Source organism: Streptomyces swartbergensis (assembly GCF_002148965.1).
Taxonomy (GTDB): domain Bacteria; phylum Actinomycetota; class Actinomycetes; order Streptomycetales; family Streptomycetaceae; genus Streptomyces; species Streptomyces swartbergensis.
On the sequence record NZ_NGFN01000058.1, the window covers coordinates 16,010 to 29,295 of the forward strand.

Consider the following 13,286-nt stretch of genomic DNA (forward strand, 5'->3'; position numbering starts at 1 on the left):
TGGCACGCCCGACGCATGGGCGGTGCTCTTCGGCTATTCCAGTGAGTCGAGGACGGCTTGGGTGACCTCCTCGGGGCTGCGGCCGTCCGTGGCCACGACCACCCGGGCGACCTCGGCGTACAGATGCCGCCGGGCCTCCATCAACTCCTGCCACCGTTCATGCGCGTTGACGGCCAGCAGGGGCCGCGCCGCGTTCAGCCCTGCCCGCCGAACCGCCTCCTCGACGTCCATCGAGAGACAGACGACCCTCAGGCCGGCCAGCGCGGCGCGTGTGTCCGCGTCCAGGATCGCGCCGCCGCCCAGCGCCAGGACACCCTCGTGCTCGGCCAGTGCCCGCCGCACCGCCCGCTTCTCGATCGCGCGGAAGCCCGGCTCGCCCTCGTCGGCGAAGATCTCCGCGATGGTCCGCCCCTGTTCACGCACGATGTCGTCGTCGGTGTCCCGGTAGCCGATCCCCAGTCGCTCCGCCAGCAGTTGCCCGACCGTGGACTTGCCCACGCCCATGGGCCCGACCAGGACGGCCTTCGGACGCGTTGCTCCGAGACCGAGCGTGGCCCGCCCGGCCCGCCGCATCGCGTCCAGCGGAGCCCGGACACGGCCGGTCATCCGCTCCACCTGCAGCACCGCCTGGTGCACCAGCAGGTCGAGTCCGCTGACCACGGCCCCGCCGAGTGCGGACCAACGCGCCGCGAGCGCGGTCGGCCAGGGGTCGTAGAGCACGTCGAAGAGCGTGCCGGGCATCTGCGGCACCGCCGAGGCGAGGGCGTCCGTCACCCCCGCCGGCGTGGTCGACACCACCAGTGGCGCGCACAGTCCCCGCGCCGCGTCCGCCCAGTCCGCCGTACGGACGTCGACACCGAGCCGCTCACCCCACTCCCACATCTCGTCCGCGCGACGCGCACCGCGCACGTACGCCACGACCTCGCCGGTGCAGATCCCGGCCAGGGCGGCCAGCGCGGACGAAGCGGTGGCACCGCCGCCGAGGATCGTGGCGGAGTCGACCTGTTCGACGCCGCGTTCGTGCAGTGCGGTGACCATCCCGGGTATGTCCGTGTTGTCGCCCAGGCGCTCACCGTCCTCGGTGAACACCACGGTGTTGACCGCCTCGACGGAACGCGCCGTCGCACTGATCCCGTCGAGCAGCGGGATCACCGCGCGCTTCAGCGGCATGGTCAGCGACAGTCCCGCCCACTGCGGCCCGAGCCTCTCGAAGAAACCGGGGAGACCTGTCTCGTCCACGTCGAACCGGTCGTACGACCAGTCGGTGAGCCCCAGCTCCGCGTAGGCGGCGCGGTGCAGCACCGGCGACAGCGAGTGAGCGACGGGCGAGCCCAGCACGGCTGCCCGACGGCCGTTCCCGCTCATCGGATCGCCGGGCTGTCGAGGTACGACCGCACGTTGCGCCGCGTCTCGGTCACCGAGTCACCGCCGAACTTCTCCGCCACCGCGTCCGCCAGGACGAGCGCCACCATCGCCTCGGCGACGATGCCGGCCGCCGGAACGGCGGACACATCCGAGCGCTGGTGGTGTGCGGGCGCCGCCTCGCCGGTGGTCACGTCCACGGTCCGCAAGGCATGCGGCACGGTCGCGATCGGCTTCATCGCGGCCCGCACCCGCAGCAGCTCACCGGTGGACAGCCCGCCCTCGGTGCCGCCAGAACGGCCGGAGGTACGCCGGATGCCCTCGTCAGTGTTGACGATCTCGTCGTGCGCCTTGGAGCCCGGTACCCGCGCCAGCTCGAAGCCGTCACCGATCTCCACCCCCTTGATCGCCTGAATGCCCATCAGGGCACCCGCGAGCCGGGCGTCCAGCTTGCGGTCCCCGTGCACATGCGAACCGAGGCCGACAGGGACGTCGTAGGCGAGCACCTCGACCACACCACCGAGCGTGTCACCGTCCTTGTGCGCCTGGTCGATCTCCGCGACCATCGCCTTCGACGCATCCGCGTCCAGACAGCGCACCGGATCCGCGTCCAGCCGCTCCACGTCGGCAGGCGTGGGGTACACGCCCTGCGGGGCCTTGGCACCCGCCAGCTCCACCACGTGGCTGACGATCTCGATACCGGCCGTCTCCTTCACATACGACCGGGCCACCGCACCCAGCGCGACCCGAGCCGCCGTCTCCCGCGCCGAGGCCCGCTCCAGAACCGGCCGGGCCTCGTCGAAGCCGTACTTCCGCATACCGGCGAGATCCGCATGCCCGGGCCGCGGCCGGGTCAACGGGGCGTTACGCGCCAGGCCGGCGAGGATCTCCGGATCCACCGGATCGGCAGCCATCACCTGCTCCCACTTCGGCCACTCGGTGTTGCCCACCATGATCGCGACCGGCGAGCCGAGGGTGAGGCCGTGCCGCACACCGCCGAGGAAGGTGACCTCATCGCGCTCGAACTTCATGCGCGCGCCGCGTCCATGGCCGAGCCGGCGCCGGGCCAGGTGGTCCGCCACCATCTCCGTGGTGATCGGCACGCCGGCGGGAAGACCCTCCAGCGTCGCCACGAGTGCGCGACCGTGGGACTCCCCCGCGGTCAGCCAGCGCAACCTGCTCATATCAGAGGTGCTCCTTCGTCATGTCGGCCGCGCCGACGGGGACTTCGTATCGGGTGAACAGCCGCCGCATCTCGTTGTGGAATCCCGGGAACGTCTTGGCGACACAGCGCGGATCGTCCAGGGTCATCACCCCGGGAACGGCGAGTCCAAGGACGGAGAACGCCATGGCGATCCGGTGGTCCCGTCGGCAGGAGATGCGTGCGGGTCGGAGAGGACCTGGGTGGATGGTGACCCGGTCGGCACCTTCCTGCGTCCGAACTCCGCATGCCGTGAGGTTGGCCACGACGGCCGCGATCCGGTCGGATTCCTTGAGCCGCGCGTGGCCGATTCCACGGATGGTGATGGGGGCGTCCGCCAGCGGGGCGATGGCGGCGAGGGTCATGAACGTGTCCGAGATCTCGCCCATGTCGACGGTGAATCCGCCGCGGAGCTCACCGCTCCCGGTCACCGTGGTCGCGGCCCGCCCCACGTTCACGTGGGCACCGGCCTGATCCAGAACCTCGACGAATCGCAGGTCGCCCTGCAGGCTGTCGGTGCTCAGGCCCGGCACCGTCACGGACTGCCCGGTCACAGCGGCGGCGGCGAAGAAGTACGAGGCGGTCGAAGCGTCCGGTTCGACCGCCACGTCGGTGGCGGTGTACGAGCCCGGTTCGGCCATGAAGCCGCCGTCACCCCGCCCATGGACCCGTGCGCCGAAGCGGCTCATGAGGGACAACGTCATGTCGATGTAGGGGCGGCTGACCAACCGCGCTCCCCGTACCACCAGTCCGCGTCGCATCAGGGGCGCCGCCATCAGCAGACCACTGAGGTACTGGCTGCTCATCGACGAGTTCACGGCGACCTCGCCACCGTCCAGACCACCGGCCTCGATCACCAAGGGCAGGTCGCCGCCCGGACCGGCGCTCGCCTTGGCGCCGATCCGCAACAGCGCGTCGAGCAACGGCCCTTGCGGGCGTACTCGCAACTGCGCGGAGCCGTCGAGGAGAAAGGTGCCGTGCCCGGTGGCGGCGAAGGGAGGGAGGAATCGCCCCGCGGTGCCCGCATCCGCACACCACACCCGGGCCGGGCCGACAGGCCCCTGGCCGATTCCGGCCACGTCCCAGTAGGCGTCCAGCGGGCCGCTCTCCACCTGAGCCCCCAGTCCCTCCACCGCCGCCCGGAACGCGACGGTGTCGTCACTGACCAGCGGGGCCCGCAGGCGGCTGACGCCGGTGGCGGCGGTGGCCAGCAGGAGTGCTCTGTTGGTCAGGCTCTTCGAGCCCGGTATCCGGGCCGTCGGCTCGGGGATGTGCGAGGCATACGAGAGCAAGCGTGCATTCCTTCCCACGGCAGACGTGAATGCGGCACCCGGATTCCTGGCCGTAGACGCCGCGATATCAGGTGAATGGGAGACGGCTTACGTCGGGATAATCCTCGGGACGTAGCGCTGTGATACTAACGCGCACTGCCCCGGGTTTCGACTGTGCAACAAGCTGCACCACAGCTTTCTGCACTCCGAGGTGATGGCCGACTGCCCATCCGGAACGGCAGTCTGGCATTGACGGATTTTCGCAGCACGCTGGGCAGAGTCGTGCAAGAACATGCCTGGCAACTCGCTGCACAACCGCGGCGAGAAAAAGGCCCTTTATCCGACGCTCTTCCGACCCGGCTCTGAATACAGCAGTAACGGAGGCACATTCCATGTCAGTCCAGCGAGTTCCCGTACTCGTCGTCGGTGGCGCCTACACGGGACTCACCACCGCGTTGAGCCTTGCCGCACGTGGTGTGCGCCCGCTTCTGGTGGAGCGACGACCGAGTCCCGGCACGCTGCCGAAGGCATGGGGGCTGAACACCCGTTCTCAGGAACTGCTCAACACGCTGCCCGGCGTGGCCCGGCGACTCCGCACCGCCATGGGGGAGGCGCAGTGGCCCCGCATGAGCCACGGCACCTCCCTGGCCGATCCCGAGCGACGCTTCCTCGACCCGGAGGCCGGGCAGCCCGACCCGCAGGAGCTGTCCTCGGTGCCACCGCTGGCCTGGGTGTCGCAGGCCCAGGTCGAGGAGATCCTCCGGGTCAGCGCCGAGGAGGCCGGCGCGTACCTGCGCCCTGGCACCGAGCTGGTCTCCCTCACCCAGGACGAGGAGAAGGTCACCGCGACCCTCCGTGAGGCGGCCACCGGCCACGAGTACGTGGTCGAGGCGGACTACTTGGTCGCCGCCGACGGGAATACGAGCCAGGTCCGGGACATGCTCGGCATCCCCGTCGAGGGCGGCGGAACCATCGGCCACATGTACATCATCACCTTCGAGGCCGACCTGACCCGGTACGTGAAGAAGGGGGCGGTCGAGGTCATCGGAATGCCGGGCAGCGGATCCAGCTTCATCCTGGACGGCTCTCAGCGGCATACCCTGTGGGTCGACTACTTCCCCGAGCGGGGTGAGACGCCGGAGGACTTCACCGAGGAGCGTTGCCTGGAGCGGATCCGCCGCGCCATCGGCGACCCCGAGATCGACGTCACCTTCGTCAACGCCCGCTTCTTCCCCATCAACCACAAGCTGTCCGAGCGGTTCCGCGAGGGCCGCGTCTTCCTGGCCGGCGACTCCGCGCACGCCTGCCCACCCAACGGGGGTCAGGGCGGCAACCTCGCCATCCAGGATGCCTACGACCTGTCCTGGCGGCTCTCCCTGGTTCTCACCGGACAGGCCGGCCCCGACCTGCTGGACACGTACGAGATGGAGCGCCGCCCCATCGTCACCATCACTCTCGAGCGGGAGCTCGAGCTGGCCAAGATCTCCGAAGGCCGGGTCCCCGCCAGTTACAACCCCGCCGATCCCAACGCCCCCATCCCCATGCCCAAGGAATTCCTGGGCTTCCGCTGCCACTCCCCCGCGGTCCGCACCGAGGCAGACGACGACGGCAGCCTCCAGGAGGATCCGTGGAACCCCACCGGCCGCCCGGGGGGACGGGCCCCGCACGTCGTCCTCTCCGACGGCCTGCGTGAGTTCTCCACGCATGACCTGTTCGGTCGCGGTTTCGTGTTCCTGGCGGGGCACGAGGCCACCGAGTGGGTCACCGCCGCCGAAAAGGTCGCCCGAGATCTCGGAGTCACCCTGGCCGCGTACCGGATGGGTGACCGCTTCGTCGACAGCGACACCACCTGGTGCGACCGTTACGGCGTCGAACCGACCGGCGCCACACTGATACGCCCCGACGCCGTCGTGGCCTGGCGTGCCAAGAAGGCCGTCGGCGATCCGGAGGGTGAACTCACGGCAGCCCTGAGCGCGGTACTCGCACGCTGATCCGAGCGTACGGGGGAGAGACAAGTGGCGGCGACTCCGCCGAGTCGCCGCCGCGGCACCGGCGGCACAGAAGGATCCGCCGTTCAGGCCACGTTGTGATCCGCCACGGCCTTCTCGGGGCCTGGCGCGAGCATGTGGTCGCGAACCATCCATCCGGCCTGGAACCGGCTCTGCGCTCCCAGGTCACCGAACATCTCGGCGATGTACTTGCGGCACGTCCGCACACCGATGCCCAAACGCCTGGCCACCACTTCGTCCTTGTAACCGGCGGCGAGCAGTTGAACGATCGCGGTCTTCGTCTCCTGGGTCAGCCACTCCGGGAGCCGGTTGCTGCCGCCCGTCCTCTGGAAGACCACACTGGTCGCCCAGGCGCTCACCACCATGTGCACGATGAACTCCACGAGGGCTCCATGCCTCACCATGTGCGCCTTGTCCGTGTCCTCGCCGTCCAGCAGGAACGCCACGGAGCGGTCGAAGACGATCAGCGGCGGCAAGGACGCGGCGGTGGTCCGGACCTCGCCTCCCGACGCCGAGATCCGTTCGGCGCACTCGCGCACGTCCGCGTCGTAGCGGGACACATGCGGGAGCAATACCCGCACGTCGACCGCCGACGTCATCAGTCCGGAATCCTCGCAGACCACATCGCGGGCGAGGGCCGGTGCTCCCCGCCCCAGGGGCTGTACGGCGAACACCTCCTCGGCACACCGTGCCGCGCAGCCCTCGAGCACCTCACGGAGGTCGGAGGCACCCTCGATCGTGACCACAGGGCTGAGCCCTTGGTCCTCGGCGTCGTCGGCGCAGAGATTGGACAGCGCGTTGAGCTGCTCGCGGATCCCGTCCAGTTGTGCCTGCCACGCGTCGATGACGCCCGAGAGGGGCTTGGCGTACTGGAGCTTGGCCGTTTCCGGGTGGACCGCGACCCAGTCGCTACGGCCCTCCGCCTCGGATCGCGCCAGCCTCATCTTCCTCAGCCTGGACAGCACACGCTCCGTCCGGCCCGCGCCCCACCCAAGACTGCTCGCGAGTCTGTCGAGCTTGGCTCCGCCGGACGCGACGAGGAACTGATAGGCCGCCAGTTCCTCCTCGCCTATCAGCGGAACGATCTGAGCGATATCCACAGCCTTCCCCCTTACGCACTTCGGCAACTGGAACCCAAGATTAAACACGAGCGCACTTATGAACGCAAGTCCAAGTTTTTAGGGACGCATAAATACCAAAACCGTATGAAACGTGCACATATGACTGCGTGGAGCTGAGTCTTCATGGAGAGCATGAGCGCATCCCAGGCGAATAATGGTCGCGAGTGTATTTTTGTATCCCGACTTGATCGATCACCCGACTCGCCCTTGACTGGAAACCTGGAGTCCTCCATGCGTACCGACCTGTCGAGCCCGACACCCGTCGCGATCGTCGGGATGGGGTGCCGCTTTCCGGGGATCGAGAGTGCCGACGAGCTGTGGGACGCCCTCGTGACCAACGCCGACACCGTGACCCCGGTCCCACAGGAGCGCTTCGACGTCGGCGAATGCCACGACGCCACCCCCATGACCCCCGGCCGAACCGTGTCCCGGCACGGCGGCTTCCTCACCGACCCCTTCGGTTTCGACGCGGCCTTCTTCGGCGTCTCGCCCGCGGAGGCACGCGCCATGGATCCGCAGCAGCGGCTCCTGCTGCACGTCGTGTGGGAAGCCCTGGAGTCGGCCGGGATACCCCCCTCCCGGCTCGCGGGCAGCCGGGGCGGTGTGTTCGTCGGGCAGGCGACAGCCGAGCACGCGGAGACCGACCCCCGGGCCCACGAGCCGGATGTCCGCAGCATGGTGGGCAGCCGACTGCGCGCTGTCACGGCCGGCCGCGTCTCCTACGCCCTCGACTTACGCGGGCCGAGCGTGGTACTGGACACCGCCTGCTCCTCGTCGCTGGTCGCCGTGCACGCCGCACGGCAGAGTCTGCTCACCGGCGAGAGCGACCTGTGCGTCGCCGCGGGCGTCAACGTCATCCTGTCCCCGCACGACTCCATCGCCTACTCCCAGGGAGACATGCTCTCCCCCGGCGGCCGCTGCCGGTTCGGCGACGCCCGCGCCGACGGGTTCGTTCGCAGCGAGGGCGTGGGCGTGGTGGTGCTCAAGCGCCTGGACGACGCGCTCCGGGACGGCGACCCCGTCTGTGCGGTCCTGCTCGGCAGCGCGGTCACCAACGACGGTGCGGGCAGCGGGCTGCTGATCCGTCCCTCCGCACAGGGCCAGGCCGACATGGTGCGCGAGGCCTGTAACAGTGCCGGCGTCAAGCCCTCGGAACTCGACTACGTCGAAGCGCACGGCACCGGAACGAACGTCGGGGACGGCGTGGAGCTCCAGGCGCTCGCCCAGGCGGCCGGACCGGGCCGGCCGGCGGGCCGGCCGTTGCTGACCGGATCGGCCAAGACCAACCTCGGTCACGCCGAGGCCGCGGCCGGCATCGCCGGACTGATCAAGACGGCGCTGATCCTCCGGCACGGCGTCATCCCCGCGTCGCTGCATCTCGACGAGCCGCACACCTTGCTCACGCAGGACGACTTCCCGGTTCGCGTCGTCACCCGCAACCGGCCCTTGGACGCGGCCGGTTCCCGCGCCCTGCTCGGCGTCAGCTCCTTCGGTCTGTCCGGGACCAACGCCCATGTCGTCGTCGGTGCCCATGTCCCCGAGCCCACGCCCGACCCCCGGAGCGGCGCCACGGACACCGGGCCCCATCTGCTCGTGCTCAGCGCGCGCACACCCGGCTCCCTCCGTCGCCTGGCCGAGCGTTACGCGGCCTACCTCGGCCCGTCCGGGGCCGGGCGCCGGTACCGGCTCGGCGACATCTGCTCCGCCGCGGCGACCGGGCGCGACGCCCATCCGCACCGGCTCTGGGTCGTGGGCGACGACCACGACTCCCTGTCGCGGCGACTGCGCGCCCTCGCCGCCGGCGAGACCCTTCCCGACGGGGGGACAGGGGAGGCAGGTCTGTCGGGTGACAAGGACCTCGTGTTCGTCTTCTCGGGGCAGGGCTCGCAGTGGGCGGGCATGAGCCGGGGCCTGTACCGCTCCTCGCCCGCCTTCCGGACGGCGCTGGACGCCTGCGACCGGGCCGTGCGCGGGGAACTCGGCTGGTCGATCGTGCAACGGCTGACGTCCGACGACGAGTTGCCCACTGACGTGAGCGTCGTCCAACCCCTCCTGTGGGCCGTACAAGTGGCGCTCGCCGCCGCCTGGCGCGAACGCGGTGTGGAGCCAAGTCGGTGCATGGGCCACAGCATGGGGGAGGTCGCCGCCGCCCATGTCTGCGGCGCCCTGTCACTCGACGACGCGGCCGCCGTGATCTGCCGGCGCAGCCGGCTGATGCAGCGTACGGCGGGACGGGGCGCCATGCTCGCCGTCGAACTGTCGGCCGCCCGGGCGCGGCAGTACGCCGAGGCCTACGGGGAGGCGGTGTGCGTGGCGGTCGAGAACGCCCCCACCACGACCGTCCTCGCGGGCGACCCCATGCACCTTGCCGCCCTCCAGGCCGAACTGGAGGAGAGCGGCATCCTGTGCCGCCCGGTGAAGGTGAACGTGGCCTCGCACTCGCCGCAGATGGACTCCCTGCGCGAGGACCTGTTGACGGAACTGGACGGCCTCTCCCCGGTGTCCGGCGCGGCGGACATGGTCTCCACCGTGTACGGCTCCGAGATCGAGGGCGCCGAGCTGACGGCTGAGTACTGGATCGACAACCTGCGCCGCCCCGTACGGTTCGCCGACACCGTACGGAAGGTGGGCCACGAGACGGAGAGCGTCTTTCTCGAGGTCAGTCCCCATCCGGTCCTCGTCGCCGCCATGGAGGACACGCTGGGCGGCGACCACATCGACGCCGCCGCGGTGGCCTCGCTGCACCGCGCGTGCGACGAGTCCGCCGAACTGGCCCGGGCGGCCGGCCGGCTGTTCGCCCAGGGCGGGCGGGTGGACTGGCGGCGATGGTACGGCGGCGGCCCACGGCACCTGCCGTCGCTTCCCACGTACGCCTGGGACGCGGTGCCGTACCGACGCGAGACAGCCGACCCGGTGACCGCACGCCGGTCCGGCACCTCCCGGGTCCGGCGGATCGACCTCTCGTCCTGGGCCGCGACCGCCGACTGGGGCGACGGCGTAGCGCTCCACGGAGTCGCGCCCGTGCCGCCCGTCGTGTATCTCGAGGCGATGCTGGAGACGGCGCGGGAGGCCGATAGCGGCCCATCGTTCGAACTACGGGACGTGCGGCTGGGCGACGCGCACGTACCCGTCGACGCGGCGGGTGACACGACCCTCCAGGTGGCCCTGGACGGGCCCCCGGACCATGCCCGCGAGGTGACAGTGCGAGCCTCGGTCCGGGGTGCCCCCGCCCCCGTCCTCTGCGCTTCCGGCCGGGTCGTCGTGACGGACACCGACGATGCCGCCCCCGTGGCCTCGGACGCCCTCGACTCCGCGCTCGCACGGTGCCGGGACTACCTGGGAGGACAGGACTTCCCGTCCTTCGCGCGGCGCCAGGGGTACGACATCGCCGAGCCGTTCCGGGCCGTGGAGCACCTGTGGCGACGCGACGGCGAGGCCGTGGCCCTCGTGCGGCCGACGAGGCCCCTGCCACGCGTCGGCTGGGAGACGGGCCTGCAGCCACTCCTGGCGGCCCGACCGGGAGCCACGTCCGGCGGCGACGACATCGCCTACGTTCCCGTGTCCTTCGACTCGGTCCGGTTCTACGCGGAACCGGAACCGGAGTTCTGGAGTGTGAGCACCGTACGACCCGAGAACGGTGGAGCCTCACTGGTCGCCGACGTTCTCCTGATCGCACCGGACCGTCGCGTCCTGGCGCGCTTCTCCGGAATCCACATGCGGCGCCTCGCACGGACGTCCCCGGCGAACACGCCGCTGGCGCACGTCTCCGCGCTCGTCTCGGCGGTCTCCGAGCAGTACGCGGCGCCGCTCGCCGGCCTGGTCAGGAAGGTCGCGGAGCCCCTCGGCGTCGGCTTCCTCACCGGCCTCCTGCACCCCGCCGTATCGCCTCCTGCTGCGCGGACCACGCTTCAGCAGGCTTCCTCCAACGATCCCGCGGCCCCGTCCCCCTCCCGCCCCGGCGGTGCCTCGGAGGCCCTCCTCGAGTACTCCGCAGCGCTGCTGGGCATGCCGGCGTCGGACATCGACGAGCGGCGGTCGTTGCGCGAACTCGGCCTCGACTCGCTCATGGCCTCCCAGCTCCGGCAGCGCCTGCACCGCAGCCACGGCATAGAGATCACCGCCGGCCGGCTCCTGGGCGCGCAGAGCATCGCCGGCCTGCGCAAGAGCCTCGCACAGCACGGCGCACCGGCAGAGACAGGACAGTAGCTGGGCGGCCCTTTAAACTTGTACCGTGGTATAAAAAATCTCCCGTCCATAGGGCGAACTCACCACGAACAGGAGGGACGGAATGGACTCGCGCGCGACAACGACGCCGCCGCCGGTCGGCCGCCGGGAACGCAACAAGCAACGGGTCAGAGAGCGTCTCTACCTGGCCGCGGTTGAGCTCTTCGTGGAGAAGGGATACGACCAGACATCCATCGATGAGATCGCGGAGCGCGCCGATGTGGCACGTGGCACCTTCTTCAACTACTTCCAGCGCAAGGAAGACATCATCGGCGCCTGGGGAGAAAGGAGGCGCGCCGCGCTCGTGACGGGCCTGGAAGAGAGCGGCACCTTCACGCCCAGCTCGATCGCACGGCTTCAGCAGTGTATGGCGGTCCTCGCCCGCATCAACCAGGAGGAACCGCGACTCACCACCGCCATGCTCACCGCCTGGGTGAAGGCGGGCCGGCCGATCCTCGAGGAGCCGTATGTCGCGGAGGTGTTCGCCAAGATCGTCGTCAGTGGGGTGGACCAGGGAGAGCTGAACCCTGGCATGTCACCCATCGGCGTCGGCAACGTTCTGCGTGACGTCTACCTCGGAGCCCTCTACCGGTGGGCCAACCAGTCGTCGGACACGACCGGGTCACTGGCGGAAGAGTTGCAGCAGATCCTGCAACTTCTACTCGACGGCATGACCGCGACGAAGGCGACCTAGAAGACGAAGACGCCCCAGAACGGAGCGGATTCGACCACCAGCGGAATCGTCCTGGCAGGCCGGCGGGGCCTCAGGAGGAACCTCCCGGGGCGAGCACGACGGGAAAGGGCGATCCGTTCGCGCTGACCGCGGCAACCCCCTGGCTGTGGACGTTGCGAACCCTCCCGGGCTGATGACGACCTGATGTCCGGGGTGCGGCTGGCCCGCGACCATGCGTTGCGGGCCCTCCTGGGGGTGACGACGACGGTGGTCCCGATGGAGGTCCCGTACCGCCGGATGGTCTGTCAATTCAGCGATCCGCACGATGCTTTGACCACCACCTGCGCCAGTTTCGGGAAGAGAACTTTCAGCAGCTCAGCGGCATGAACCCCCACCAGGAAGGGCTACCCGAGATCGCTGGGGTTATGGCTCTCGCTCGGCCTCCGACATGGTTGCGAGGACTTCCGTCACGCGCTTCAGCTCACCCACGGTCAGCCCTCGCCCACAAGGTCGAGGTCGTCACGAGACGCCTCCGGGGTGATCTCCGGAACGGGCCACTTGCGGTTCAGCGGCAGGGACACATCCCGCCACCAGGGGCGCGTAGGGAGGTCTCCAAGTCTCGCGGGATGTACAGCGTGACGGGCTCCTCGCTGCGCAGCCGCAGCCCGTTCTCTGCGAGGGGCAGGCCGGCGCAGCCCACGCTGATGCGCGCCTCGACACAGCCCATGGGGGCCTGGGAGGGGGACGGGTCGACGTGGGTGAGAAAGACGCCTCCGTGCCGTGATCCGGCGATCTGGCGCAGTTGGTCGAGGGCGAGGTGCCGGCCGGCTGTGACGGCTGCGGAGGTGGGGGCGCTCACGCGTCACCGAAGCCGAGGGAGGTGGCGGGTGCGGCCTTGTCTCCGCGGGCCTGCTCGACGGCGCTGCGGGCGGCTTCGGCTCCTCTCGGCGAGGGAAGAGCGGCGGTGGCGGTAAAAGAGACAGCCGGCCGGGATCGACGAGCATGGCGATCTTCCAGCCCAATATGGCGCTTGCGCGTACGGCTCAGCACCCTCGCAACGGCGTTTCCGAGAGCAAGATCGTGCGGTCGCCGTCAACTGCACTTCTCCAGCACCCGGGAGGGGTGAGAACGGGTGATGACATGGGCTTTTAGTCAGCACCAAACCAGTACGGGAGTCAGCACGGCACCTCCACATCATGCCCGAACAGCGCAAGTCAGACAGCATCCTTGGCGGCCTCATTGCGGCCATCAACGACGCCCCGTCAGCACCTCCATGGTGTGCACGCGCACTCCAACGCCCAGAACTATGGTGTCCCACCACATACGCCTCTGACCTGCACGTTCCTACGGTATGGCGACACACAAACGTCCCCGCCGAACAGCAGGAAGTGGTGCCGATGTCCTCCCCCGCGACCGCTCCCCCAC

At 69.8% G+C, this 13,286-nt stretch carries 8 protein-coding genes and 1 pseudogene; 3 read left to right on the forward strand and 6 right to left on the reverse strand.

Features of this window, described 5'->3' with window-relative positions; translation table 11 throughout:
* Positions 1-33 precede the first annotated feature (33 nt).
* From CA983_RS47145 to aroA, 4 genes and pseudogenes are all read right to left on the reverse strand, one after another.
* Entirely contained in the window at positions 34-573 is a 540-nt protein-coding gene (locus tag CA983_RS47145) for a shikimate kinase (RefSeq protein WP_208636944.1), read from the reverse strand.
* A pseudogene (locus tag CA983_RS46670) lies at positions 547-1,365 on the reverse strand (shikimate dehydrogenase); the annotation flags it as partial. The pseudogene CA983_RS46670 and the gene CA983_RS47145, both read right to left, overlap by 27 nt.
* On the reverse strand, positions 1,362-2,546 hold the full coding sequence (gene aroC, locus CA983_RS12405; protein ID WP_086600950.1) for a chorismate synthase: 1,185 nt from the start codon (positions 2,544-2,546) through the stop codon (positions 1,362-1,364). The gene aroC and the pseudogene CA983_RS46670, both read right to left, overlap by 4 nt.
* Position 2,547: 1 nt before the next feature.
* Positions 2,548-3,855: a 3-phosphoshikimate 1-carboxyvinyltransferase gene (aroA, locus tag CA983_RS12410; RefSeq protein ID WP_244206828.1), complete on the reverse strand. Its 1,308-nt coding sequence runs from the start codon at positions 3,853-3,855 to the stop codon at positions 2,548-2,550.
* Between the two features lie 371 nt (positions 3,856-4,226).
* Here aroA and CA983_RS12415 point away from each other — a divergent pair, with 371 nt between their 5' ends.
* Positions 4,227-5,825 (forward strand): FAD-dependent monooxygenase, encoded by a 1,599-nt coding sequence (locus CA983_RS12415; protein WP_086600951.1) that lies wholly within the window; start codon positions 4,227-4,229, stop codon positions 5,823-5,825.
* Between the two features lie 83 nt (positions 5,826-5,908).
* Here the strand turns inward: CA983_RS12415 and CA983_RS12420 are convergent, their stop codons facing one another.
* A complete protein-coding gene (locus CA983_RS12420) occupies positions 5,909-6,943 on the reverse strand; it encodes a helix-turn-helix domain-containing protein (protein ID WP_086600952.1) in 1,035 nt (344 codons plus the stop codon).
* 252 nt (positions 6,944-7,195) lie between these two features.
* Between CA983_RS12420 and CA983_RS12425 the strand changes: the two genes are divergently transcribed.
* Together CA983_RS12425 and CA983_RS12430 are read left to right on the forward strand one after the other, a co-directional pair.
* Entirely contained in the window at positions 7,196-11,170 is a 3,975-nt protein-coding gene (locus CA983_RS12425; RefSeq protein ID WP_158101857.1) for a type I polyketide synthase, read from the forward strand.
* Between the two features lie 82 nt (positions 11,171-11,252).
* Positions 11,253-11,882 (forward strand): TetR/AcrR family transcriptional regulator, encoded by a 630-nt coding sequence (locus tag CA983_RS12430; protein WP_086600954.1) that lies wholly within the window; start codon positions 11,253-11,255, stop codon positions 11,880-11,882.
* 544 nt (positions 11,883-12,426) lie between these two features.
* Here CA983_RS12430 and CA983_RS12440 read toward each other — a convergent pair.
* Positions 12,427-12,720, reverse strand: a complete 294-nt coding sequence (locus tag CA983_RS12440; RefSeq protein WP_086600956.1) for a hypothetical protein — start codon at positions 12,718-12,720, stop codon at positions 12,427-12,429.
* Positions 12,721-13,286: the final 566 nt, after the last annotated feature.

What these genes read in the sequence shown, in the direction of transcription:
- CA983_RS47145 (WP_208636944.1), bottom strand. Translation starts at nt 573, where the DNA reads ATGCGGCGGGCCGGGCGGGCCACGCTCGGTCTCGGAGCAACGCGTCCG.
- aroC (WP_086600950.1), bottom strand. Translation starts at nt 2,546, where the DNA reads ATGAGCAGGTTGCGCTGGCTGACCGCGGGGGAGTCCCACGGTCGCGCA.
- CA983_RS12415 (WP_086600951.1), top strand. Translation starts at nt 4,227, where the DNA reads ATGTCAGTCCAGCGAGTTCCCGTACTCGTCGTCGGTGGCGCCTACACG.
- CA983_RS12425 (WP_158101857.1), top strand. Translation starts at nt 7,196, where the DNA reads ATGCGTACCGACCTGTCGAGCCCGACACCCGTCGCGATCGTCGGGATG.
- CA983_RS12430 (WP_086600954.1), top strand. Translation starts at nt 11,253, where the DNA reads ATGGACTCGCGCGCGACAACGACGCCGCCGCCGGTCGGCCGCCGGGAA.